Below are 26,408 nucleotides of genomic sequence, written 5' to 3' on the forward strand. Positions count from 1 at the left end.
GACCCTCATTTAGATCATTCATTAAAATCATTTTTTTTGATTCTTGCTTTTTTGGGCTGCGGCTGTCTAGAAGTATCATCAGGACGTAAATTAACAGGTCGTGACTTGAACAGATTAAAGGGAAGCCGGACAAAGCTATCTTTCCAATCTTGCATGCGAAATGGGTATATCGGTTCAAGGTATGGGTGTCCCATCGACGTTAATTTGATAAGGTGGGTCATCAAAAACACGCCCGCTATGGTAATGCCGAGCAGCCCCCAAATCTGGGCTCCCACTAAAAAGGGGAACCGCAGCAGCCGTATGGCATTACCCATTTTATAAATGGGAGTAACAAATGATGCCAATGCCGATAGGGCAACGATGATCAATAAGATATTACTTGTCAAACCAGCAACAACGGCCGCTTGACCGATAACGATACCGCCGACGATACCTAATGTCTGACCTACCTTCGTTGGCAGCCTGGCAGCCGCTTCCCGTAATAACTCTATGGAGATCTCCAAGAATAATGCTTCAATCAAAGGCTGAAAAGGTATTAAGTTCCTTGAGGTAACAATTGTTTCCAAAAGATCTTTAGGTATCAGCTCATAATGATAGGTCAGCACGGCTACATAAATGGGAGTAGCAAATATCGAAAAAGCGACCGCAAATATCCTTAATAAACGGAAAGCAGAAGCCGGAATCCAAGGCATATTATAATCTTCCATGGTGATGAAGTATTCCAGCAAAATGGTTGGTGTAATAAGTGCAGAGGACGACCTATCGATTAACAAGGCTACCTTGCCTTCAGCCAATGCACTTGCGATGCGATCAGGCCTTTCCGTATTTAGAAAAAGGGGAAATAAGGTATTTGAATTATCATAAAGCATTTGAGCGAGATATGACCCGTCCAATATTTCATCAAATTCTACGTCATTGATCCTTTGTATAACATTGTCAACATTTTCCTGATCAACGATCCCTTCTATCGATAAAATTGCCACTTTAGTTTTAGACAAGGACCCCACAGTCATTTCACTTACTTGCAACCCAGGGATAGGCAGCCTTTTTCTGACTAAATTAAGATTGATATCAATATCCTCGACAAAAGCTTCTTGTGCACTTATGATTCCAAATTCAAGTTCAGGTTTATTAACTTGCCTTCCTTGTTGGGCCGCAACATTGATTAATAGGCATTCATCAAGATTTCCATCTAAACGAAGTGCAATTTCGCCTCTCATGATCCTATCTTCGATTACAACCTTGGTACTGGTGATTAGTGTATTTGCTATAGGAACGTTCTCTTTAATTTGCTCCAAATTTATCGTTTCCAGAGTAGGTATGACAGAAAGAACACTTTCATGAAGTTCCTGTGCATCAATTAAAGAGCGATAAAAAGATACCCAATAGCCTACACCATTATATGTTCCTTGATGGTTTATGAAATCATTGGATGAAGAAAGGGTATTGAATAGATCCCTTACTTCTGAAACCTTATTTAATTCATCATTTTTTTCGTTGGGTTGATTGGGTTTTTTTTTGAATGTTCTGCGGTTAAACAATGCTGTCACCTCTAAACTAAAGCTAGTTATCCTAGCATTTGCAATTTAATTACAAATTAACCATTTTGGATGCTAATGAAGCTCGCATCAGAAAGGAAATTCATTAAATAAATTGGTGTTAAAAGCTGCCTTCATTTCCTGTCGCATAAAAAAATTGTAAATAGAGGAAACTGAGAATATAAAAACCCATTTAACCAAAGGAGTTCACCATGAAAAGTAAACCCTTGCATATTAAATTGGATCAAAAGCAGGAAGAATTGAAATCTGAATTGGATATGCAGGATGATGTAGTATTTAAACGGATATTCATTCCCGGTTACGAAGTTTCGGGATTATTCGTATTTGTCAATGGAACGATGGATTATCCTGCATTCAATGAGATTGTCCTTGATCTATCGGCTGCCCAGGTTGAAACCAGGCATCGGGTTTCTATCGAACAGCTGGTCATTTCCAAAATATGTTCAGTCAGGGAACAGGATGTTGAAACATATGAAACAGCCAAAGAGCATATTTTTGACGGAAAAACGCTTTTATTTATAGATGGGATGGTAAAAGGGTATGTCTTGAACCTGGTAAAGGAAAAAAACCGAACGTTTAGTGAACCTTCTACAGAGAGGGTTGTCCGGGGACCGAAAATGGGCTTTATCGAAAGTCTTCAGGAAAATATCGGCTTGATAAGGCAATATTCAAACCATCCCAGCCTTATCGTCCAACAACAGAAATTCGGGACGATGGAAAAACGGGAAGTTGCATTGATCTATTATGAAGGAAAAGCGAGCGATTCTTTGCTAAAAGAAGTGAATAAACGGATTAATGAAGTGAAAGCTACTGATCTCCAAGACTCGGGGATGCTCGAGGAATTAATTGAAGATACAGCGTTAACCCCTTTCCCACAGATCCAAAATACGGAGCGTCCAGATAAAGTATTGGCTGCATTGCAGGAGGGAAGGGTGGTCATCATGGTTGACGGATCGCCATTTGCTTTGATGGCACCAACGACGATCACGATGCTGCTGCAGTCACCGGATGACTATTATGAAAGATGGGTTGCAGGAACTTTTTTGCGTATACTTCGCTACTTTTCTTTATTTGTTACAGTTTTTCTTTCTGGGATTTATATATCCTTGGTTTCATTCAATCCTGGTTTGCTGCCATCGGAATTAGCGATGACCATCGCTGGTACGAGGGAGAACGTGCCATTTCCGCCGTTTGTTGAAGCTATCATCATGGAAGTAACGATTGAGCTGCTTCGCGAAGCAGGCATTCGGCTACCATCGCCCATTGGTCAAACGGTTGGATTGGTGGGCGGAGTCATAATTGGCCAAGCAGCCGTTCAAGCGAATATTGTAAGTTCCCTTATGGTCATTATCGTTTCGATCACGACGATTACCTCTTTTACGGTCCCACAATATAGCTTTGGATTGGCATTCAGGGCTTTAAGGTTCGGGGCGATGATTTTTGCAGCCGTTTTAGGTTTATACGGAACCACCCTATTCTTTATAATCGTTATCAGCCATTTATCAAAATTGACCAGCTTTCAAGAATCTTATTTTCAACCAATGGATTTTTTCGGTAAAAAAACTTGGAAGGATGCTTTCATACGGTTACCGAAACGGAAAAAGGGGGGGAATTCTCTTGGGTCAATCCGAAGGCAAAATCCTTAGTGGCGAATTGGCAGCGATCATTTCATGCAGCATGCTAGGAATTGGCATGCTGACGCTTCCAAGGACGATAACGGAAAAAATCCATTCGACAGATGGATGGATCGTCTTGATTTTAACTGGGATCGCTATAGCCCTTTTGTTATGCTTATTGGTTGTTCTGTTAAAAAAACATAAGGTGGCTGACTATTACACATACATGGAGGAGGCCTATGGAAAATGGCTCTCCAAACTTATTGGGTTGGTCGTGGTGGTGTACTTTATAGGCGTGGCCAGCTTTGAAGTTCTTGCGATGAGTGAAATGGTCCGCTTTTATTTGTTGGAGGAAACCCCGGTTGAGATCGTGATTCTTACCATGATTTTAGCGAGTGTCCATCTCTTGACAGGCAAAATAAAAGCTATAGCAAAGGCATGTGTCTTCTTTCTTCCTTTGACAATCGTCATCGTCTTGCTCATTTATTTGTTCAGTCTTAGGGTAGTCGAGATAAGAAACCTACAGCCTGTTCTCGCGAAAGGAATTCTCCCTGTCATTAAGGGAATGGGTTCCGGAACTTTGTCTTTTTTTGGAATTGAACTTTTCATCTTTTTGTTTGGCGTCGTTAAAAATCAAAACAAGATAAGAAATGGCGTTTTAATCGGTTTTTTCATCCCGCTGATTTTATATGTGATTACATATGTATTGGTAGTGGCTACACTGACTGTCCCGGAAGTCAAAGCAGTTACTTGGCCAACCATTTCCTTTATTCAGTCCTTTGAAGTAACAGGGATATTTTTAGAGCGTATGGAGCTATTTCTCTTGATCACCTGGATTCTTCAGTTTTTTTTAACACATGCGATTTACTATTTCTTCGCAGCAGAAGGGATGACTAAAATATTTAGCAATTCATATACAACGAACCTCATAGTTTTGGTTCCTGTCGTTTTTTTTCTGGCCAAAATCCCTAAAGATATAATTGACATTTTTAAAATGAGCGATTTACTTGGATATCTATTTCCGGTTATATTGATTGGCTTGCCAATTATTACATTCATAATCGTTCAAGTGAAAAGGAGCAGAAAAAGCGGATGAAAATATTATGGTTGATCTTGCTTATTCCTTTGCTTACAGGCTGTTGGGACAGTGAAAATATAGAAGAATTATCCCTTGTGGTGGGAGTGGGGATCGATAAAGGCAAAAAGGATGACGAAATCATGTTAACACAGCAAATTCTGGTGCCTCCAGGAAATAGTGTTCAGGAGAATCAGGCTCAACTGAAATATAAAAATGTTACCGTCAGTGCAAAAACGCTGCATGAAGCAATTAGGGATTCTTTACTCATAACCAATACGGTATTAACCAATCATCAGCGTATCATCCTCATTAATGAAGATGTATTAAGGAAATTCCCGATGGAAGCGATCATTAATCAGTCAATTCGCGATAATAATACAAGGAGAAGCTGTCATGTTTATTTAACGAAGAGACCGACGAAAGAAATTTTGGGACTATCTGACGATGGGGAAATTCCTTCGAATGTAATCTATGATTTGAAAGATAATGAGAACAGAACGAATAAGATTCTTCCGCCTTTAACACTGGGCAAAGCATCCTCAAATTTGCAGTCAGATGGGAGTTTTGCCATTCAGGCCGTTGATATCAAAGGTAAGAAATTAATTTTGGAGGGTGCAGGGGTGATCAACAATTCAAAGTTGGTCGCGGTCATGAATGATGAGGATATTGCTGCATTAAATTGGTTGAACGGAGAGGTAAAGGGCGGAGTAATCGAAGCGGCCCAAAACGGTGAGCCTTTAAGTGTTGAAGTGATCAATAGGACAAGGAGGAAAATCACGACTGAATTGAACGGTGATCATTTGACGATCAATATAAAGGTCGGGTACACAGGAAGACTTTCGGAAGACTGGTATGGTAAGGAGAATTCTTTTGAAAAAGCCTATTTAAAAGAGATTGATCGTATTGCCGAGGATGAAGTGAAAAAGGATGTCAAGAAAATCGCATACAAATTACAGCATGAATATAAAACAGGAGTAGCGGGATTGTATCGTTATGTGGAAAATCAGCATCCAAAGTTTTGGGAGAAAAATAAGCAGAAATGGGACGAAGTTTTCAGTGAAGCAGATATTAATTATGAAGTGGACATAAGGATTGTAGACTTTGGTTCAAAAGGAGGGATAAAGTGAATAATCATAAGAAGAACCTTCCGATTGGAGGGTATCAGAATGTATACAAAATTGATGAAGATCGAGTTTGTCTACATTTTTTTGCTTGAACAAATTTGGACGTTGATTGGAACGTAGGGCACTCGCTTTTCCCAGCGTACAGTCCGCCCTCGGCGCATTGCGCATGTGGGGGTCTACCTTGGACTCGCTATTCCCGCAGGAGTCTCGCACACCTGCTCCAATCAACCATGTTTAATAATTTGAAAAAAGCTCCTTTTGCCTTTGAGTTACATAACCAAGGAAATGGTCCATTCAAGGCCCACTGAATGTCCTAGGCAGGTTCGTCACTTCATGTGCAACCCTGATGCCGGATTGAATGGCTCCTTCAATCCAGGCAGGTACGGTTGATGTATGCTCGCCAGCGAAGTGGACCCTTCCTTCAGGGGTTGGGATGTATGGAAACAAGTCAGTCTCCTGACCAGGTTTAAACATGGAGAAAGCGCCGTAGGCATACTGATTCAGTGTCCAGCTATAGGAAGCTCCTGATAAAAAATGATCATATACTTGTTTCCCATGAATCACTGCCAAATTTTTCAATGCATGTTGAATACGATCATTCTCTGGGAGAATATCCCATAAGGTGGCGTCGTCTTCCCATGTATAACTTGCTAAGATGAGACCGGATTCACTCTGGTTGCTCGTTTGGCTGGGATAATAAGAAAATCTAATGGGTAAATCGGTCGTCAATTTACCGCCGAAGATACCTTCCTTTTCCCAAAACCTATGAGTGAACTGAAGTCCAATTTTAGTGGAAGCAGCATAATGTAGTTCCCTTATTGCCTTCCATTTATTATGGGAAAAGGAATTCCGGGGTTCAATATCTATAAATTGCAGCAATTGAAGAGGAATCGTCACGATGGCAAGGTCACCGGTAACCGTTAAGGGGTTTTGGCTTTGAGTATGTTTGGAATGGATGGTGACTTGATTATCATGTTGGATGATTTTTGTCACTTCATATCTGAAGTTAAGATTATCCTTCAATTCCGGCAGAAAAGCATATGGAAGCCGGTCGTTTCCACCATCGATTGCAAAAAAATTCACGTCTGGATTAAAGAGCGGCATAAGCTCCCGAAGTATGGCCGGAAAAGAAAGTTCCGGGAATCCTTCTAAACCCATTAGGACTTTGATGCTTTCAATCGCCCCTGTAGATAGACTGATCCCAACTGGATTATACTGTAAAAAAAAGCTCATGGAGTATTTATCAAACTCTTTAATGACTATTTCCCAATTTCTACGTGGGTTTTGAATGATGAAGTCAGTCACAGGCTTAATGGCCATGTTGAGTAATTCTTCAGCGGTTTTACCTCTTTCTTGGGGAGCTACAGGGTACCTCAGTATATCCGGGTTCCGTTGATATATGGTAGAGGTCGTCTTGATTCCATTGGCATAAATGGGGTCATTAGGAGTCGCATTCACAAATGTATTGACTTGTAAACCATACTTCTTGATGTATTCAGCAACTAAATAATGATAATTCGGAATGCGCATGGCACCGGCTTCAAGGTAGGAACCCTCAGAAAACGGCTCCCGTATCGTCAAAACACGCCCTCCGACTCTCCCGGTTGCTTCCAATATCGTAACATCGTGCCCCGCTTGTTTTAAAAGGGATGCTGCAACCAAACCAGACATGCCGGCACCAAGGATAATGATTTTTTTGGGGATTGGGGAAGGCCCCAGGCCATTTCTGATCACAGCAAGCATTTGATCTGGAGATAGCGGATCTTTGGTAAAGGACAAAGTGTTTTTCTCCTCTCTTGTTACACTTTCTATAAGGGATTTACGCTATCATATTCCTCTAGGGTCACCTTTTATGAAGAATCTTCTATAATTTCTCATCTAAGTGCTTTGTGAAATCTTAAAATCCAATGAATTTATATATATCAAAAATAACCTCGATAGAATATTTGATGATAAATGAACCAAAAACATCGTTAAGTAAAATGCTGACTTTCTGTAAAACCTATGAAAACTTAGTTTGTGGAATATTATTAAATATTTTCCTTTATAGAGGAGATACTACCAAGAGACAAAGGGTAGAAAGGAAGACAGTATGGATCATATACAAATGGCCCGCGCAATGTTCGGGACGAATATGGCTGTACATATCATATTTGCAACAATCGGTGTCGGGTTGCCGATGATGATGTTGGCAGCGGAATTGATGTATCAAAGGACAAAGGATTTACAGTATGTCGTCATGGCTAAACGCTGGACCAAAACCTTAGGGGTTTTACTTGGGGTCGGGATTCCGACTGGTACGATTGCGGGTGTGCAGCTTTCACTATTATGGCCTGGATTCATGGAAGTGATTGGACGCGTCATGGCGCTTCCATTCCAGATCGAGATTTATGCATTCATGGTTGAAGCACTGTTCATGTCAATCTATGTGTATGCTGCTGAAAAAATCAAGCCATGGGCCCGAATCGTGAGTTTATTCTTTGTTGCATTCGGAGCATTGGCTTCGGCTGTTTTGATTTCGAATGTCCATGCTTTTGAAGGGACACCTGCTGGGTTCCGGTTTGAAAATGGGGAAATCGTCGATGTCGACCCTTGGGCGGCATTTTTCAACCCAAGTTTTTTGGTGACGGCAGGCCATACGGCGCTGACTGCATATACTACAGGCGCTTTTGTCGTAGCGTCAGTTGCAGCCTATAAGATGCTGAAAAATAAATATGGCACTGCTGAATTTAATTTTCACCAAAAAGCACTGAGGCTCAGTATTGTCTTGGGCTTGGTTTTTTCGTTTTTGACGGCATTGAACGGTCATGCGACAACACAGCATTTATATAGGGAACAGCCGGAAAAACTGGCGGCGGCAGAAGGGTTGTTTGAAACACAGGACCATGCCGGACTTACCTTGTTCGGTTATACCGATAGGGAAGCCCAGGAAGTGAAGTATGGGATTGAATTTCCATGGTTATTAAGCTTTCTTTCTGGTAATAGTTTCGATACGGTTGTGACCGGTTTGAACGATTTTCCGGAAGAGTATTGGCCGCCGCTTTATGTCCATATCTTATTCAACGCCATGGTCATGATTGGTTCAGGCTTAATCGCGTTGGCACTGTTTGCATTGGTATGGAATAAATGGCTGAAAAAGGAGACATATCCGAAATGGATTCTTTGGCTGTTTGTTGCATCAGGGCCGCTTTCGGTGATTTCCATAGAATGCGGTTGGATTTTTGCCTGTACCGGCAGACAGCCATGGACGATATACAGGATGCTGACAACGGAGGATTCTGTTACTTCGTACGAAAACCTTGGATTCTTATTCACGATGTTCATTATTGTATATATCATTTTATGCGTTTCTGTCGTGTTTACACTTTTGTATTATTTCAAACGTCATTCCGTAATGGATGATATATATAAGGCCGAACAGAAAGATGTAAGACTTTTCGATTCGAATTCATAAAAGGGGGGAAGGCGCATGAGTGATGCTCTTCTTGCAATAACACTGGTCTGGGGCTTTATTTTTCTTTATGCCATCATGGCCTCTATGGATTTCGGGGCGGGCTTTTGGGCAATGACTTACATTAAAAAGGAAGAGACGAATGCTACCAAGATAGCGAATAGCTATTTATCACCAACTTGGGAAGTGACGAATACATTTGTGGTTGGTCTTGTCATTGCGATTTACAGTTTATTTCCAGGTGCGGTATTCCCGATTGGGGTAGCATTGATCGTTCCCGCGAGCCTGATATTGGTTCTTCTATGTATTAGGAGTGCTTTCTTGGTTTTCTCGCATAGCGTTGACAAATATGAAAAAGCGTTAACGTATATATCAGGATTGACAGGATTGATCATACCGGGGCTATTAATCAGCGTATTGCCAATCACTCATCTTGGGTTTGTCGAGGGCGTGAGAGGAAATGAAGAATTGAATTTATCTAAACTTTTCACGAGTCCGAATGAGTATGCATTTGTCGGGTTCGGAATAATGAGCACGCTTTTTTTATCATCTTTGCTCCTGTCCGATTACTCAAAACAGGCCGACGAAATGAAAGCATATAAAATATATCGCAGGGATGCGATGATAACGGGACCGCTTATGTTGGTCATGGCTCTGTTGGTCATGCTCACGTTAAGAAACGAAGCGAATTGGATTTACCAAGGAATGATGAAAAACTCTGCATTGTTATTCGTCTCGCTCATTTTTTTCATCATTAGCGGGATAGCATTGTACCTACCCTATTTTTCTAAGCAGGAGGTTAAAGGGATGCCACGCCTCGCTGTCATTGCGATTATTATACAGTATTTAATCGGCAGTTATGTTTATGGTATCGCCCATTTACCTTATATCATCTATCCAAATGTCACGATTATTTCAGGATTTACCGATCCAACCTCATTCCGGGCCGTCTTTGCCACGTATATCGTGGGCTTTGCGATATTAGTCCCAGGGTTCTATTATTTCTGGTCCATTTTCATGAAAGATCAGCGTCGAAAGTTCAAACGGCGACAAATGTCAAATTAGTTCATCTTTGAAAAGAGAGGTTATCACTATGAAAAAGTTAGATCTGCTAAAATATGCGGTTTTAGTCATCTCACTATTTTTGAGCTATCAAGCGGTTGAAGCGCATGATAAAAATTTTCAGGTGGATGGCACATATATATCAACAAAAAGAGATGTAACAGGTGACCAGAAAATAGACATTATCCAGGTTCAGGGACTGCCTTATGAGGAAGGCAGCAAGTTTCTGAAGAAAATTGAGTTAAGTGTGGAAAGCAATCGCCGTACAATCGACGTCGCGCTTAATGCTGGGTATAATCCAGATCTAAAGGTGGCCGACTTGAATGATGATGGGGTCCAGGATGTATTGGTTACGGTTTTGATGGAAGGTAGAGAGCGGTTGATATCCAGTTACGCCTATACATTCAAGGATGGAAAAGTGAAGGAGCTGGAAGTACCGCCATCCGTTCCTGTAATGGCACAATTTCTTGACGGATACAAAGCGGAAATCATTATAGAAGGTCAAAAACCTGTGGTTATGGATGTCAGTTCCAGAAAACAAGCTTATGATAAATTGGGCATTTATCAAAATGGAAAACTAAATGAACCGACAGAGCTTTTGGTTGATCCTTACTCTTCACTGGATTTCAAGACCGTTTTTGGAAAAGGAAAAGCGCTTATCGGAATACAAAATGTAAAAGGGTCCGATGAGCGTGATCCGATAATGGAAATCAAATCAGTATGGAAATATAATAATGGATGGCAGCTTGTAAAAGCCCAAGTTAAACCGGTCAAGGCTAGTAAATGACATGGTATCGACTGCTTCTTAAATAAACTGGATTGACAGCTCTTGGTTTTGAGGGCTGTTTTTTTTGTTGATAATTAAAAATTGACAATTTTTAATTATTTGGTAAAATCTAAATAAATCCAGTTTATACATAATCAAGCTTTTTATTCTGGATGGAATGTAAGCGGATACAAAGGGGGTGCAGTCTTACGGAGTTAAAAGAAAAAATAATTGAAACATCGTTGACGCTCTTCGATCAGCATGGTTTTCATGGTGTCTCCGTCAACGAAATCGTTAAGGCATGCGGAACTAGCAAAGGTGGTTTTTATCACCATTTCTCTTCCAAAGATGAACTCTTATTTGTCATCCATGATTACTTTATTTCATATGTTTTAATAAAAGCACAGGAAGCCATTTCAGAAAGTACCCATCCAACAGAAAAAATGCAAAAGATCATTCAATCATTTGTTAAAGTTTTTGACCTCTATAAACCACACATCTCAGTTTTCTATCAAGAAAGCATTTACTTAAAACCACCTTATGTTGAAGCAATCAAAAAAAAGCGTCAAACGTATAAAGAAATCATTTTTTCCGTTATCAAAGAAGGTATTGACAAGGGAGTGTTCCGAAGCGAATTGCCAGTGGAAATTACCGGAATGTCAATTCTAGGCATGGTGAACTGGTCCTATAAATGGTACAAAAGGGACGGCGGAAAAACGATCGATGAAATCGGTGATATTTACGTGGATTTAATTCTGAATGCCCTATTGATAGATAAACAAAAAGAAGCGGAAATCACCCAGCCATTTTTACTGAAGAACCAAGTTGTTGTGGATTGAACAATCAACTTGATTTGTACAGACCAACTAGTCGGTCTCAATAGAAAGGGGAATGAACATATGGATTTTTCACTTACAAAAGAACAGCAGATGATTAAGGAAATGGTAAGGGAATTTTCTGAAAAGGAAATTAAACCGATTGCGATAGAGTTGGACGCTAAGTCCATGTTCGCGGAGGATGTATTCAAAAAAATGGGAAAACTCGGGTTGCTTGGAATTCCGTTTCCTGAAGAATATGGCGGTTCGGGCGGGGATACGATTTCGTATGCCATTGCCGTTGAAGAGATTGGCAAGGCGTGCGGGGGAACCGGCTTAAGTTATGCCGCAGCCGTTTCGCTCGGGGCAAGTCCGATTTACTATTTTGGAACCGAAGAACAGAAGCAAAAATATCTAGTTCCAATCACGACCGGTGAAACCCTGGCAGCTTTCGGGTTGACAGAGCCTAATGCGGGTTCCGATGCTGGCGGTACGAGAACGACTGCCGTGTTGGATGGTGATGAATATGTGATTAATGGGGAAAAAACATGGATAACAAATGCCAGCTATTCAAGAACGGTTACCGTCACTGCTGTATCGGGAAAAGATTCAAAGGGCAAAAACATCATCTCGGCATTCATCGTGCCAACCGATACCCAAGGGCTGACGATCAATAGCAATTATGAAAAAATGGGAGTCAGGGCCTCCAATACTTGTGAAATCATTCTGGATAATGTTCGGGTGCCAAAGGAAAATTTATTGGGAGATCCGGACAAAGGGTTCAAACAATTCCTATTCACGCTTGATGGAGGACGGATTTCCATTGCAGCTTTGGCCGTCGGAATCGCTCAGGCTGCCTTTGACAGGGCTTTAGCTTTTTCAAAAGAGCGCATCCAATTCGGTAAAACCATATCAAATTTCCAGGCCATTCAATTCAAGCTTGCAGACATGGCGATGGAGATCGAATTGGCGAGGAATATGGTATATAAGGCTGCATGGTTAAAAGACAATAAAAAACCTTTTGCAAAGGAAGCGGCATACGCCAAGCTCTTTGCTAGTGAGACCTCGTTCCGCGCCAGCAATCAAGCGATTCAAATACACGGCGGCTCTGGTTACATGCGTGAATATGAAGTGGAACGCTATTTAAGAGATGCTAAGTTATTGGAAATTGGTGAAGGCACATCCGAAATTCAAAGACTCGTTATCGCCAGGCAATTAGGCTGTTAATCTTTACGGAACGTAAAATGAACTTGATGCTTGGGGTTCATTTGGGTGAAAAGCAGATGTTATCTATACAGCAAAAAGCGTTCATTCTTACTTTTTTTAGATTAGGAGGAGTTTGATGTCTGATTTGCTAGATATTACTATCGGGAAACTGCTTGAAAGGACAGCTGGACAATATGGTGATAATGAAGCGGTTGTGTACCATGAACTAGGCCTGCGTCATTCTTATCGCGAATTTGAAAAGATTTGCCGAAGGGCTGCCAGGGGGTTCATGTCACTGGGGATTAAAAAAGGGGAACATATCGCCATATGGGCATCCAATAAACCGGAATGGCTTATATCCCAATTTTCCACCGCAAAAATGGGCGGGGTGCTGGTGACGGTCAATACAAATTACCGCACAAGTGAACTGGAATACCTGCTAAAGCAATCAGATTCGACGACGATCATCCTGATGGAACAATATAAGGATCATTCTTATATAGATACGCTGTATGAAATCGTACCTGAACTGAAAAATGCAGAACCAGGAAAATTACAATCTGAGAAACTGCCAAAATTAAAAAATATCATCGTTTTAGGTGAAAAACGTTATCCCGGAACTTTTTCGTGGGATGAAGTCATTAGCGGGAGCGAATCCGTTTCGGAGGAATCACTCGACATGAGGATGGAGGAATTAACTCCAAGTGATGTGATCAATATGCAATATACATCAGGGACGACAGGATTTCCAAAAGGAGTGATGCTGACGCATTCCAACTTAGTCAATAATGGATTGAATGTCGCGGAATGCATGAAGCTGACCGAAGCTGACAGGCTATGCATCCCGGTTCCGTTTTTTCATTGTTTCGGCTGTTCCCTTGGTACGATGGCATCTGTTTCAGTTGGGGCAACAATGGTGCCGGTCGTGGAATTTAATCCACGCGTTGTCCTTCAGACAGTTGAAGCCGAAAAATGTACGGGGCTTCATGGTGTACCGACGATGTTCATTGCTGAACTTAATCTCGATGACTTTGACCAGTATGATTTAAGCTCGTTACGGACTGGTATCATGGCAGGTTCGACATGTCCGATTGAAGTCATGAAAAGCGTGGTGAATAAAATGGGCATCACGGAAATCACGATTACTTATGGACAAACGGAATCTTCTCCTGGAATTACGATGACAAGAACGGACGATCCGATCGAACTTCGTGTTTCTTCAGTGGGAAGGGCTTTGCCGAAAGTGGAAGTGAAAATTGTCGATCCGGCTACAGGGGAGGAAGTCCCGCGGGGCATGCAGGGCGAACTCTGTTCGAGGGGGTACCATGTAATGAAGGGTTATTATAATAACCCGGAAGCCACTGAGCAGGCGATTGACACGGAAGGCTGGCTTCATACGGGGGATTTGGCGGTGATGGATGAGAGAGGTTATTGCAAGATCACTGGCCGGCTGAAAGATATGATCATTCGTGGAGGGGAAAATATTTATCCCCGTGAGATTGAAGAATTCATCTATCAACATCCTGCAATTGTCGATGTTCAGATACTCGGCGTTCCAGATCAGAAGTATGGGGAAGAGGTAGCCGCATGGATCATTTTGAAAGCAGGAGAAACCCTTACGGAGAAAGAATTGATAGAGTATTGCAAAGGGAAAATATCTTTTCATAAAATTCCGCGTTACATTCAATTTACCGATGCTTATCCAATGACTGCATCAGGAAAAATCCAAAAGTATAAGCTTCGGCAACAAACTCTTGACCTACTAACGGAACGCACTAATTAAGGAGGATATCGAATGATTCGAAAAATTCTTATCGCAAACAGGGGAGAAATAGCATCACGCATTATTCGTACATGCAAGAAGCTGGGAATACTTACTGTCGCTGTCCATTCTGAAGCAGATTCTGATTCGCCTTTTGTGGGATTGGCGGATGAGGCATATTTATTGGGTGGTCCGAGAGTACAGGAAAGCTATTTAAACGTCAATAAGATTTTGGAAATAGCAAAGGAAACCGGAGTGGAGGCCATTCATCCTGGATATGGTTTTCTTAGTGAAAATGCAGACTTCGCACGTTCATGCGAAGAAGCCGGCTTGATATTCATTGGTCCCAAACCAGAGATCATCCAGCAAATGGGCAATAAAGTCGAGGCGAGGAAAAAGATGGAGCAAGCAGGACTTCCATTGGTGCCTGGATTTTCACGTCCGTTAATTGATAGTGCAGAAGCGGCAGCCGTTGCCGAAAAGATTGGCTATCCAGTCATGTTAAAAGCAGCAGCAGGCGGCGGGGGAATCGGCATGCAGGCCGTTGCTAATGAAGATGAACTAACCAAAGCCTTCGAAGGGAATCAAAAACGTGCCCAATTATTTTTTGGCAATGGAGATATGTTCATAGAAAAATTGATTGAGAAGCCTCGTCATATCGAAATTCAGGTATTGGCGGATTCCTTTGGGAATGCTGTTTACTTATGGGAAAGGGAATGCTCCGTTCAAAGGCGCCACCAGAAGGTCGTGGAAGAGGCTCCATCTTCTTTCCTTGACGAAGAAACAAGAAACAGGATGGGAATGGCTGCAGTGAAAGCGGTAAAATCCATCGGTTATAGCAATGCGGGCACACTCGAATTTTTAGTAGATGCAGATAAAAACTTTTATTTCCTGGAAATGAATACACGCCTTCAGGTAGAGCATCCTGTCACTGAAGAAATTACGGGACTGGACTTAGTCGAACAGCAAATTAAAATTGCATCGGGCAACAAATTGGATTTCACCCAAAGTGAGATTAAACAGGACGGACATTCCATTGAAGTGCGAATTTATGCTGAAGATCCGAAAACCTTTTATCCAGCACCGGGGAGAATCACCACCATGGAACTTCCGGAAGGTGAAGGGATCCGTCATGAATTGGCGGTTCATGGAACTTCGGTCGTATCCCACTTTTATGATCCGATGATCGCCAAATTGGTGGTGAGCGGCGACTCGAGGGATAATGCGATTGAAAGATTAAGCGAAGCGCTGGCAAGCTATAAAATAGAAGGAATTAAAACAAACCTTCCTCTGCTGATGGAAATAATTTCTCATGAAGCTTTTTCCAAAGGAGATACGACTACGGATTTCATTGCGAAATATATTCAAAAATTGACAGTATAACTTAAAACATAATGTTCGGGAGGAAAATAAAATGGCAGAATTAAAGGCAAGCATGGCAGGAAGTGTTTGGAAAATCGTAGCAAATGAGGGGCAAAGTGTAACCGATGGACAGGATATCATTATCTTGGAATCGATGAAAATGGAAATCCCCATTGCAGCCGAGGAAGCTGGCACCATTAAAGAACTAAAAGTGAATGAAGGGGATTTCGTAAATGAAGGCGACGTTTTGGCCGTCATTGAATAAAGGGACGGAGGGGTATGATGAATTGGCCTGAAAAAGTGACAATTAAGGAAGTTGGACCCCGTGACGGGCTGCAAAATGAAAAGGTCATAATACCTGCACAAAGCAAAATGGAGTGGATCGATCAGCTCTCAGATACAGGATTATCTTATATAGAAGTGACTTCTTTCGTACACCCAAAGTGGATTCCCCAATTGAGTGATGCCGTCCTGGTGGCTAAGGGAATAAAGCGCAAGCCTGGTATCACTTATGCGGCCCTTGTACCGAATCAAAGGGGACTGGAGTCTGCCCTTGAAGCCAATATCGATGATATTTCCGTGTTCATGTCATCCAGTGAAACGCATAATCTAAAAAATATCAATAAGTCGATTTCCGATACCTTTCCAATATTGAAGGATGTCATCAGGACAGCAGCAAATAGCGGTAAAACGGTCAGGGGCTATGTTTCAACCGTTTTCGGCTGTCCGTATGAAGGGGAGGTTTCGACTGATCAGGTTTTCCGTGTTTGTGATCAACTTTTTGAATATGGCATCGATGAAGTCTCGTTGGGTGATACCATTGGGGTCGCGTCTCCAAGACAGGTTGCACTGTTCCTTGAACAGGCTGTAAAAAGATATGATACAAGCCAAATTGCCCTCCATTTTCATGATACAAGGGGAATGGCACTCGCAAATATACTTGAATCACTGAATTATGGTATTGACACTTTCGACTCTTCGCTCGGAGGTTTAGGGGGATGCCCGTATGCACCAGGCGCGAGCGGAAATGTGGCTACGGATGACCTGGTTCATATGCTACATAAAATGGGGATTCACACAGGAATCAATCCCGAAAAGCTATTGAAGGCAGCGGCCATGGTGCAAAGCTTTTTGGAAAAACCATTGCCTAGCCATCAGATGGCTGTAAATAACGCACAATAAGCGAAATCGAGGTGAATGTATGACTTCATTAGTTGATATAAAGTATGAAGAAAAGGGAATTGCCTTCGTGACATTGAATCGGCCGGATGCTGCTAATGCTTTATCCACAGAATTGCTTCATTGCTTAATCGAAGGGCTGGATGAATTGAAGAGAGATTCCAATCTACGAACAGTCATTATAACGGGAGCAGGTGAAAAGGCGTTTTGTGCAGGTGCGGATCTTAAGGAAAGAGCGGGTATGAATGATGATAAAGTCAAGGAGACAGTCAAGTTGATCGGAGACACGATTACGGCTGTAGAAAACCTCCCAGTACCGGTCATCGCTGCGATCAACGGTTCTGCTTTTGGCGGTGGGCTGGAATTGGCACTCGCTTGTGACATACGCATCGCATCGGAAACGGCAAAGGTGGGGCTGACTGAAACGTCATTAGGCATCATCCCTGGTGCAGGCGGTACACAGCGACTGCCCCGGATAGTCGGAATGCCGACAGCGAAAGAACTGATTTATACGGCAAGGAGATTGGATGCAAAAACGGCACATGTCTTGAAAATCATCAGTCATGTATATTCACCACAACATTTAATTGAGGAAGCGAAAAAATTGGCTAAGGAGATTGCGGTCAATGCCCCATTAGCACTCAGGGCTGCAAAAGCGGCGATCAATCAAGGGGCTGAGACCGACTTGAAAACAGGATTGCAAATTGAAAATGACTGCTATCAGACAACTTTAAAAACCCTTGACCGACTGGAGGGTCTGTCAGCATTCAAGGAAAAACGCAAACCGGTATATAAAGGCCAATGATTTCTATTGAAGGAGGAACAGGGATGGTGACGACGGATAAACTAACCGAAACGGTTGAAACGATTAAAAAAGGCGGTTTAGAAAAGTATCATCAAAAAAACGCTGAAAAAGGAAAGCTTTTCGTACGTGAACGTCTAGAGCTGCTTTTCGATGAAGGGGTAGAAATAGAGGACGCTTTCTTTGCCAATTGTGCAAGTGTTGGTCTGCCTGCTGATGGTGTGGTTACGGGCATCGGAAAAATCAATGGTCAAAGGGTCTGTGTCATGGCCAATGATTCGACTGTAAAAGCTGGATCCTGGGGAGCTAGGACCGTCGAGAAAATCATTCGCATTCAGGAAACAGCCGAAAAGTTACAGCTGCCACTTCTTTATTTAGTCGATTCTGCCGGGGCGCGAATTACGGATCAAGTAGAAATGTTTCCGGGCCGCCGCGGAGCGGGCCGCATCTTTTACAACCAAGTGAAGCTATCAGGAAAAGTCCCGCAAATTTGTCTATTGTTCGGTCCGTCTGCCGCCGGCGGGGCATATATTCCAGCTTTTTGTGATATTGTCGTAATGGTTGATGGCAATGCATCCATGTATTTAGGTTCACCGAGAATGGCAGAAATGGTCATTGGCGAAAAGGTGAGCGAGGAGGAAATGGGCGGGGCGAAAATGCATTGTTCCGTTTCAGGATGCGGCGATGTGCTTGTCAAGTCAGAAGAAGAATCGATCGCGTTTGCGCGCAGGTACTTAAGCTATTTTCCAGGAAATTATCAAGAAAGACCTAAAAGCGTAAAACCTGAGCTGCCTGCGGATTTCGAAAAAACTTTGGAAGAACTGATTCCTAAAAATCAGAATGCAGCCTTCAATATGTACGACCTGATCGATAGGGTTATAGACAGGCAATCATTTTGTGAAATCAAGAAGCTATTTGCTCCTGAATTAATCACTGGGCTTGCAAGGCTAAATGGACAAACGATAGGGATCATAGCCAATCAGCCGCGAGTCAAGGGCGGCGTCCTGTTCCATGATTCAGCTGATAAGGCTGCGAAGTTCATCAACTTATGTGATGCTTTCCATATACCGCTGTTATTCCTGGTGGATATTCCAGGATTCATGATTGGGACGAAGGTCGAACGGGCAGGAATCATTCGCCATGGTGCGAAAATGATCTCGGCCATGAGTGAAGCCACTGTTCCCAAGATTTCCGTCATCGTCCGTAAAGCTTATGGTGCCGGACTATATGCGATGGCCGGTCCCGCCTTTGAACCGGACTGCGTTCTTGCCTTACCGACGGCATTGATAGCGGTCATGGGAGCTGAAGCTGCGGTCAATGCAGTCTATGCCAATAAAATCAATGCGATGGAACCAGAAGAGCGCCCTGAATTCATTGAACAGAAGCGCAATGAGTATAATGAAGATATCGATATTTACCGCTTAGCCTCTGAAATGATCGTCGATGGCATCATCCAGCCGAATGACCTGCGTGATGAATTGAGCGCGCGGTTTGAAGCGTATAGCAGTAAGCAATTGACATTTACCGATCGTAAGCATGGGGTCTATCCCGTATAAAGTATTCCATGGAAAAAGCCCGGTTCATCATGACCGGGCTTTTTCCATGGAATAAAATGAATGATAATTTAAATAATTAGAAAATTTTTCTGTTTTAGAGTTGCTAAATCACACAAGGAAGAGTACTATAATTAGTAATTAAAGATTTACTAATTACTTAATTCCATACTTAGTGAAAGAAAGTGAGAGTTGCCATGGGTCAGCAGGAAATAAAGAAATATATTACTCCAGATGGATACACAGCAGATATTGCAATTTTTACTATTACTACAAAGAAAACGGCAGACAAAGCACCTCCTGAAATGTTTTTGAAGCTATTATTGATCAAACGTGCCTCAAAAGATAAGGAAGGAAGCCCCAATGTTGAAGGAGATAAATGGGCTTTACCCGGAGGCTTTGTCAATGCCTCCGAGACTGCCTATGAAGCAGCCAAACGAGAATTGAAAGAAGAAACGGGCGTAGCAGGATTCCATGTCAAGCATTTCGGGGTTTATGACCGCCCAGGGCGCGATCCCAGGGGATGGATCATATCCAATGCTTTTTATGCAATTGTCCAGGAAGAGTTTCTTCATCAAAGAAAAGCGAATGATGACGCAGCTGAGGTTGAATTGTTCACGATTCAGGAAGCCTTACAATTAGATCTTGCCTTTGATCATTATACAATTATTAACGATGCGATGAATGTATTGAAAAAAGAAATGGTGCAAACGACGATAGCCCAAAAATTCCTGCCGGATGAATTTACACTTTCTGAACTGCAACGGGTTTTGCTGACAGCCAGAGATGATGCAAAAATCAGTGCAGACTCACTTTTCTATGCAAAAGCCCCGAAACTTCCGTTTTTGGAGAAAGTATTGGATGAAAAGGGAATGCAAAAGAAAACGAAACGTAATTCTTATCGGCCTTCACAGCTTTACCGGTTTAATGCAGAGGTTGTCATGGACTCTATTTACTATTAAGGGGGAATTGGTGAAATGGGAAAAAAGGCATTGATCAATATAGATTATACGTATGACTTCGTGGCAGACGGGGGTTCATTGACCTGCGGGAAGCCAGGTCAGGATATCGAGAAGGAACTTGTCAGTATAACCAAGGAATTTATCAAACAAGGCGAATATACGGTATTCGCGATTGATTTACATGAAGAAGGAGACCGCTTACATCCCGAATCGAATTTGTTTCCACCGCATAATATTAGCGGTACAATGGGTAGAGATCTATACGGGGCGTTAAAAGAGGAATATGAAACAAATAAAAATCAAAAGAATGTTCATTATATAGATAAAACGCGTTATTCGGCCTTTGCAGGAACGGACCTTGATATCCGCCTGCGGGAACGTCACATTACCGATGTATATTTAGTCGGAGTTTGTACAGATATTTGCATTTTGCATACGGCAATCGACGCTTATAATTTAGGCTATAAAATTTTTGTATATGAACATGCAGTGGCCTCGTTCAATGATGCCGGTCACCATTGGGCGCTTGGACATTTTAAAGGATCTCTAGGAGCAACCATTCTATAATATCGATTCAAGCAACAGAATAGAAGGGAAGCGAATGCTTCTCTTTTTGGGAGGAACTATCCATGGAAAAAAAATACAACGATGACAGTTACGCATTACACACTGACCTATACCAAATTAATATGGCCCAAACTTATTGGCAGGACAAAACACATAACCGCAAAGCAGTTTTTGAGATATTTTTCAGAAAGCTTCCATTTAATAGCGGATATGCAATCTTTGCGGGACTTGAAAAAATTGTCCATTACCTTCAAAACTTTTCCTTCTCGGAAAGTGATATCGACTATTTAAAAAATGATCTCCACTATGATGAAGAATTTTTGAAATATTTGAAGAACATTCGTTTCACGGGAGAAATCCGCTGTATGAAAGAGGGAGAGCTCGTCTTCGGCAATGAACCGATATTACGGGTGGAAGCACCGCTTGGTGAGGCTCAACTCATTGAAACTGCGTTGCTTAACATTGTGAACTATCACACACTCGTGGCAACAAAGGCATCACGCATCAAGCAGGTCATCGGTGAAGAATCTGCCCTAGAATTCGGTTCAAGGCGGGCGCAAGAAATGGATGCCGCAATTTGGGGAGCGAGAGCGGCCTATATTGCTGGCTTTGATTCCACTAGTAATGTACGTGCTGGAAAGCTATTCGGCATTCCGGTTTCAGGGACGCATGCACATTCCATGATCCAAGCTTATAAAGATGAATATACGGCTTTTCATAAATATGCTGTTTCCCATAAAGACTGTGTATTCTTGGTTGATACGTATGATACATTGCGTTCCGGCATCCCAAATGCAATCCGTGTTGCCAAGGAATTGGGTGATAAAATCAATTTCATTGGCGTCCGTCTTGACAGTGGTGATTTAGCTTACTTATCGAAAGAGGCAAGACGTATGCTAGATGCTGCAGGATTCCATGATGCGAAGATTGTCGCTTCCAATGACCTGGATGAATATACAATCATCAATCTGAAACAACAAGGAGCAAGAATTGACATTTGGGGCATCGGAACCAAATTGATTACGGCTTATGACCAGCCAGCGCTAGGTGCTGTTTATAAAATGGTTTCAATAGAGGGCGAAGATGGGAATATGAGAGATACCATCAAAATTTCTTCTAACCCTGAAAAGGTTACGACACCTGGCTTAAAACGAGTATATCGAATCATCAATAAAGTGAACCATCATGCTGAAGGTGATTATTTGGCGATGGAATATGAGAAGCCGCAGGAACAGGAAAAATTAAAAATGTTTCATCCTGTCCATACATTCCTAAGTAAATTCGTCACGGATTTCGATGCGGTTGATCTGCATGTGGATATTTTCAAGGATGGAAGTTTGATTTATGAATTGCCGACCATAGATGAAATCAAGGCCTTCACGCAAAAAAATCTCCAAGTATTATGGCCGGAGTACCTTCGTGCCCTTAATCCTGAAGAATATCCGGTAGATCTAAGCCAGGATTGTTGGGATAATAAAATGAGGAATATAGATGAAGTTAAAGCCAAAGTAGAAAGAATGCTAACGAAATGACCTATCTATTTTATTAGAAAGCGGGGAAATGCCAATGCGTCCATTACAAAAAGAAATCGTAAAAAAATTACTTGTCCAACCAACGATCGATCCCGAAGCCGAATTCAGGAAAAGTGTTGATCTATTAAAAGGGTATATGAAGAAAAATACGTTTCTGAAAAGCTTCGTACTTGGAATTTCCGGAGGTCAAGATTCAACACTGGCTGGCTATATTGCCCAAACCGCCGTCAATGAATTAAATGAAGAAACGAATGGCAGCGACTATAAGTTTGTTGCTGTAAGCTTGCCATATGGAGTACAGGCAGATGAAGAAGACAGGCAGCTGGCTTTAAAATTCATTAAGCCAAGCCAAACGGTTACAGTCAACATCAAGGAAGCGGTGGATGCATCTATCAAAGCTGTGGAAGAAGCAGTTTCTGAAAAGCTATCGAATTTCTTAAGGGGAAATGTCAAAGCACGAGAGCGAATGAAGGTGCAATATGATTTAGCCGGGCTGTATAAAGGCGTTGTGCTTGGTACGGATCATGCAGCTGAAGCCATAACAGGTTTCTTTACGAAACATGGTGATGGTGCAGCGGATATCATTCCTTTATACCGCTTAAATAAAAGGCAAGGAAAAGAAATCCTGAAATTCGTCGGTGCTCCTGAGCGCCTTTATACGAAAATACCCACTGCCGATTTAGAAGATGACAAGCCGTTACTTCCTGATGAAGTGGCTTTAGGAGTTAGCTATGATGAAATCGATGATTACCTAGAAGGCAAGGAAATCAGAACGGAAGCAGCCGAAATCATCGAAGGATGGTACACTAAAACCGAACATAAACGCAATGAAGCCATTAATGTTTATGATACTTGGTGGAAATAATCTAAGATAAGTTATCCCGCATCACATAAGATGCGGGTTTTTTTGCAAGACCTAACAAGCACCTTGGCCAACACATCAGTAAAGAAAACTTTACCGGCAAAGGGGAAAACGAAATGTCGACTCTCCATATGGATTTATCCAGGAAAATTGAAGCAACGAGCAAGGAAATTGAATTCTCGGGTGTAATCGGTGTGAAAGCGGGAGATGATCTGATCCATAGTTCAGCACATGGCTATTCCAATCGAGCGGATGAAATCATGAATACGACCGAAACAAGGTTCGGTATTGCTTCCGGTTGTAAACTGTTTACCGCGATAGCCATTTGCCAGTTAATACTAAAAGGAAAACTTAGGTTCGATTCTAAGCTTAAAGACTGTGTTCGGATCGTGTTTCCTAATTTCAATCAAAATGTGACCATACATCACCTCTTAACACACACTTCGGGCATCCCTGATTACTTTGATGAAGAAGTGATGGATGATTTTGAGGAGCTATGGCAGAATAACCCGATGTACCATGTAAAAGGATTAAAAGATTTCCTGCCAATGTTTCAAGATGAGGTGATGATGTTTCAACCCGGGGAAAGGTTTCATTACAATAATTCAGGCTATATTTTATTAGGATTGATTGTTGAGGAACTAACCGGACTTGAATTTACCGAATATATCGACAAGAACATCTTTCTGCCTTGTGAAATGAAAAATTCCGGTTATTTTTCCATGGATCAGCTACCTAAAAATACTGCATTAGGGTACATAGACGAAGAAAATGGAGCATGGAGAACCAACGTTTATTCCCTTCCAATCAAAGGCAGTGCGGATGGAGGGGCGTATATTACCACATCAGATATGTTCAGGTTTTGGGATGGGTTATTTTCCAATCGTTTACTGAATCAAGAATATACCAATCTCTTATTGGAAACCCATATTGCTACAGAAGATGAAGGGGAATACTATGGCTATGGTATATGGATCCGTAAAAAAAATGACGAGATTTTCAAATACCATCTTATGGGGTATGACCCGGGTGTAAGTTTCAATTCTGCAGTATATCCGGTAAAGCGATTGAGAACCGTCATTACTTCAAATAAAGGCATGGGTCCATATCATATTACCAGGGCGATCGAGAAAGAAATATAAAAATAAATGGAACCTTTCCACTAATGGAGGGTTCCATTGTTTATAGTCAATCTGAATTCAATCAAGTTATTTTTTAAGTAAGGGACGAATTCGCATTCAATTGCTAAATTGGTTCCAGAACTTCTGGAGTTTCAAGGGAAGAACCCCTTCTGTACCCTTATTCAAGAACGAAGCTTTAATGATGCGGCACACCAATTTTTCATTTATTGTCGGAAATCTTTTTAGGTTTCAAGGCCTTTCCAAACAAAGAATTTGTATATTTAAATATCTTGAAGTAGAGTATATTTAATATACTTTATTTTATCCGGTATTTTCCGATGGAGGTTCTTTTTACATTATGAAGGCAAGATATGAACTAGCGAACATGAACTTAACAGTAAGCAATGTGACTTTACGTAATGCTGCGGATAGCTATGTCCTCTTGAAAGCTGCAGATGATCAAAATAATGAAATCACGATCAAGCTTTCCCACGAACAAGCGGAATTTCTGGAAGCGGAATTAAGGGAAGTAAATCGCCGCCGCAGGGAAAATAGTCCCGATATAACAGGAAATGATCAGGAACGCATTAATGACGACGATTCTTTTAATCTGTTCAGCATTGATTTATTCAATGAAAATGAATCGAAGTAATTCCCCGAATCATATTTGCTTCTCTGTAACCTTGCTTTCGATTTAAGCTGATGCTACAGAGAATTTATCATTCCCGCCAATACAAAATCCGATTTTCAGTTATTGAAAGGCATTAGGAATGTTTTAAGCAAGGTGACCTATCGTTACCTTTATTTTGCTTGCTTGAAAAAATTCTTCACCAATAGGAATAGGGATGATAGTACAGCAAAAACCATGAAAAATACGATGAACCCCCATAGGCCTATCGCCGCATCTTGAAACTCCATATTTCCTCTGCTGGTAAGGGCTTGCTGTATCTCAATGGCAAATACTAAAACAACCATGACTGTAAAGGTATAAAGGAAAGAGAGTATCGTTATACCAAAACGCATCCGGGCAATTAAATTAGATAAAAATAACACGAACAAAAATATGATGATACCGATGATTCCCATTATCCAAAAATGCAAATCTTTGTCGGTTGCATTTGAATTTAATGTGTCACTTACAAATAATAGGATGAAATCGTGAAGATTATTGACGATCTCAGCTAATATCTGGATGATTTCTTTCATTTCTCACACCTCCAATCCTTAGATTATAGCAGGTTATAAATCTATATAGAAGAGGGAAGGTCCTCGAGGCTGCCAGATTGACCTTCGGTGGAAGTAATGGGAAATCATAAAAAGCATAAGTAAATAATGAGAAGTCAGACATGCATCGTCAGTTAAACAGGTTATAGTTAATAAATGGTGAAGCAGATCAACAAAATACATAGAAAAATAAAAAATAAGAGATTTCATTGAAAGTAGGTGTACCTGATTTCCAATATTATAATGCCTTTAGCGATCTTAGCCATGATTGTTTTGATCGGTTTCTTTATTTATAAGGTTAGTAAAAAATATTAGTGTGATCTTATCTTTACTTAATGCTTTCATGGTTGGAGGAAAAAGAATGAATGATGTACATAATCATGTGTTAACGGTAATTGATTTTATGAAAACCGGACACAAAACATGCTTTGTGAAGGTCATCGGTTTTGATGCTGAATCCGGACAGGATTTTGAAGGTGAAGTTAAATTTGTCGGTGATTTGCCTTTTGGCGATTTGATACATCCCGAGCGGTCACATTTATCTTCCTCTTGCAGGGAATTTGTTCGGGATGACTTGCTGCATAGATATAGTCAAGGACAGTTTGAATGAAGTGTTGAAAATTTTTATAGAGAATTCAAGGGGTTTACTTGTTTAAAATTGGTAAAATGCCGGGTATAAAGAATATGGTATGTAGGAACTTTTATATGCCAAACTTCTCTTTCAACTGACAAAATAGCATATTTCTCCCTATTTAACTCTCGGACTTTAATCCTTATAATGTTAAATAAGAAAAATATGACAGTT

24 protein-coding genes are annotated in these 26,408 nt (G+C 41.4%); 21 read left to right on the top strand and 3 right to left on the bottom strand.

Features of this window, described 5'->3' with window-relative positions; all coding sequences use genetic code 11:
* Positions 1-14 precede the first annotated feature (14 nt).
* Positions 15-1,541 (bottom strand): spore germination protein, encoded by a 1,527-nt coding sequence (locus J7I90_RS01570; protein ID WP_214768095.1) that lies wholly within the window; start codon positions 1,539-1,541, stop codon positions 15-17.
* A 209-nt stretch (positions 1,542-1,750) separates the two neighbouring features.
* Here J7I90_RS01570 and J7I90_RS01575 point away from each other — a divergent pair, with 209 nt between their 5' ends.
* Genes J7I90_RS01575 through J7I90_RS01585 form a run of 3 tightly spaced genes read left to right on the top strand, consistent with a single transcriptional unit; the run spans position 1,751 to position 5,380 of the window.
* Positions 1,751-3,205: a spore germination protein gene (locus J7I90_RS01575; RefSeq protein WP_214768096.1), complete on the top strand. Its 1,455-nt coding sequence runs from the start codon at positions 1,751-1,753 to the stop codon at positions 3,203-3,205.
* Positions 3,177-4,271: a GerAB/ArcD/ProY family transporter gene (locus J7I90_RS01580; protein WP_214768097.1), complete on the top strand. Its 1,095-nt coding sequence runs from the start codon at positions 3,177-3,179 to the stop codon at positions 4,269-4,271. Before J7I90_RS01575 ends, J7I90_RS01580 begins: the two co-directional genes overlap by 29 nt.
* Positions 4,268-5,380: a Ger(x)C family spore germination protein gene (locus tag J7I90_RS01585; protein ID WP_214768098.1), complete on the top strand. Its 1,113-nt coding sequence runs from the start codon at positions 4,268-4,270 to the stop codon at positions 5,378-5,380. The genes J7I90_RS01580 and J7I90_RS01585 overlap by 4 nt, the downstream gene beginning before the upstream one ends.
* A 291-nt stretch (positions 5,381-5,671) precedes the next feature.
* Here the strand turns inward: J7I90_RS01585 and J7I90_RS01590 are convergent, their stop codons facing one another.
* On the bottom strand, positions 5,672-7,120 hold the full coding sequence (locus J7I90_RS01590) for a flavin monoamine oxidase family protein (RefSeq protein ID WP_214768395.1): 1,449 nt from the start codon (positions 7,118-7,120) through the stop codon (positions 5,672-5,674).
* A 349-nt stretch (positions 7,121-7,469) separates the two neighbouring features.
* Between J7I90_RS01590 and J7I90_RS01595 the strand changes: the two genes are divergently transcribed.
* From J7I90_RS01595 to J7I90_RS01675, 17 genes are all read left to right on the top strand, one after another.
* A complete protein-coding gene (locus J7I90_RS01595; RefSeq protein ID WP_054396021.1) occupies positions 7,470-8,831 on the top strand; it encodes a cytochrome ubiquinol oxidase subunit I in 1,362 nt (453 codons plus the stop codon).
* A 15-nt stretch (positions 8,832-8,846) separates the two neighbouring features.
* Entirely contained in the window at positions 8,847-9,893 is a 1,047-nt protein-coding gene (locus J7I90_RS01600; protein ID WP_214768099.1) for a cytochrome d ubiquinol oxidase subunit II, read from the top strand.
* Between the two features lie 28 nt (positions 9,894-9,921).
* Positions 9,922-10,677, top strand: a complete 756-nt coding sequence (locus J7I90_RS01605; RefSeq protein WP_214768100.1) for a hypothetical protein — start codon at positions 9,922-9,924, stop codon at positions 10,675-10,677.
* Positions 10,678-10,829: 152 nt separating this feature from the next.
* Positions 10,830-11,495, top strand: coding sequence for a TetR/AcrR family transcriptional regulator (locus J7I90_RS01610; protein WP_057277749.1), 666 nt, complete (start codon positions 10,830-10,832; stop codon positions 11,493-11,495).
* 60 nt (positions 11,496-11,555) lie between these two features.
* Positions 11,556-12,698, top strand: coding sequence for an acyl-CoA dehydrogenase (locus J7I90_RS01615; protein ID WP_214768101.1), 1,143 nt, complete (start codon positions 11,556-11,558; stop codon positions 12,696-12,698).
* A gap of 124 nt (positions 12,699-12,822) precedes the next feature.
* A complete protein-coding gene (locus J7I90_RS01620) occupies positions 12,823-14,460 on the top strand; it encodes an AMP-binding protein (protein ID WP_214768396.1) in 1,638 nt (545 codons plus the stop codon).
* 12 nt (positions 14,461-14,472) lie between these two features.
* Positions 14,473-15,822 carry an acetyl-CoA carboxylase biotin carboxylase subunit gene (locus tag J7I90_RS01625; protein ID WP_214768102.1) on the top strand — a complete coding sequence of 450 codons (1,350 nt, stop codon included), beginning with the start codon at positions 14,473-14,475 and terminating at the stop codon, positions 15,820-15,822.
* 31 nt (positions 15,823-15,853) lie between these two features.
* Positions 15,854-16,066, top strand: coding sequence for an acetyl-CoA carboxylase biotin carboxyl carrier protein subunit (locus tag J7I90_RS01630; RefSeq protein ID WP_034312225.1), 213 nt, complete (start codon positions 15,854-15,856; stop codon positions 16,064-16,066).
* A gap of 14 nt (positions 16,067-16,080) precedes the next feature.
* Positions 16,081-16,983: a hydroxymethylglutaryl-CoA lyase gene (locus tag J7I90_RS01635; protein ID WP_285289398.1), complete on the top strand. Its 903-nt coding sequence runs from the start codon at positions 16,081-16,083 to the stop codon at positions 16,981-16,983.
* 19 nt (positions 16,984-17,002) lie between these two features.
* On the top strand, positions 17,003-17,785 hold the full coding sequence (locus tag J7I90_RS01640; RefSeq protein WP_214768104.1) for an enoyl-CoA hydratase: 783 nt from the start codon (positions 17,003-17,005) through the stop codon (positions 17,783-17,785).
* Positions 17,786-17,808: 23 nt separating this feature from the next.
* Positions 17,809-19,338 (top strand): acyl-CoA carboxylase subunit beta, encoded by a 1,530-nt coding sequence (locus J7I90_RS01645; RefSeq protein ID WP_096338496.1) that lies wholly within the window; start codon positions 17,809-17,811, stop codon positions 19,336-19,338.
* 194 nt (positions 19,339-19,532) lie between these two features.
* Positions 19,533-20,297, top strand: a complete 765-nt coding sequence (locus tag J7I90_RS01650; protein WP_214768397.1) for an NUDIX domain-containing protein — start codon at positions 19,533-19,535, stop codon at positions 20,295-20,297.
* A 15-nt stretch (positions 20,298-20,312) separates the two neighbouring features.
* Complete coding sequence (locus tag J7I90_RS01655) at positions 20,313-20,864, top strand: cysteine hydrolase family protein (RefSeq protein WP_034312211.1); 552 nt, start codon at positions 20,313-20,315, stop codon at positions 20,862-20,864.
* A 62-nt stretch (positions 20,865-20,926) separates the two neighbouring features.
* Positions 20,927-22,396 carry a nicotinate phosphoribosyltransferase gene (locus J7I90_RS01660; RefSeq protein ID WP_034312208.1) on the top strand — a complete coding sequence of 490 codons (1,470 nt, stop codon included), beginning with the start codon at positions 20,927-20,929 and terminating at the stop codon, positions 22,394-22,396.
* A 34-nt stretch (positions 22,397-22,430) separates the two neighbouring features.
* Positions 22,431-23,261: an ammonia-dependent NAD(+) synthetase gene (nadE, locus tag J7I90_RS01665; protein ID WP_057277742.1), complete on the top strand. Its 831-nt coding sequence runs from the start codon at positions 22,431-22,433 to the stop codon at positions 23,259-23,261.
* Between the two features lie 113 nt (positions 23,262-23,374).
* Entirely contained in the window at positions 23,375-24,400 is a 1,026-nt protein-coding gene (locus tag J7I90_RS01670; RefSeq protein WP_214768105.1) for a serine hydrolase domain-containing protein, read from the top strand.
* Between the two features lie 337 nt (positions 24,401-24,737).
* The gene (locus J7I90_RS01675; protein WP_063593415.1) at positions 24,738-25,031 is read left to right on the top strand and encodes a hypothetical protein; all 294 of its coding nucleotides are present in this window, start codon (positions 24,738-24,740) and stop codon (positions 25,029-25,031) included.
* Between the two features lie 149 nt (positions 25,032-25,180).
* Here the strand turns inward: J7I90_RS01675 and J7I90_RS01680 are convergent, their stop codons facing one another.
* Positions 25,181-25,585 carry a hypothetical protein gene (locus J7I90_RS01680; RefSeq protein WP_214768106.1) on the bottom strand — a complete coding sequence of 135 codons (405 nt, stop codon included), beginning with the start codon at positions 25,583-25,585 and terminating at the stop codon, positions 25,181-25,183.
* A 379-nt stretch (positions 25,586-25,964) separates the two neighbouring features.
* Between J7I90_RS01680 and J7I90_RS01685 the strand changes: the two genes are divergently transcribed.
* Entirely contained in the window at positions 25,965-26,213 is a 249-nt protein-coding gene (locus tag J7I90_RS01685) for a hypothetical protein (protein WP_034312191.1), read from the top strand.
* The last annotated feature ends 195 nt before the right edge of the window (positions 26,214-26,408 follow it).

Source organism: Bacillus sp. ISL-57, assembly GCF_018613135.1.
GTDB classification, from domain to species: Bacteria; Bacillota; Bacilli; order Bacillales; family DSM-1321; genus Peribacillus; species Peribacillus frigoritolerans.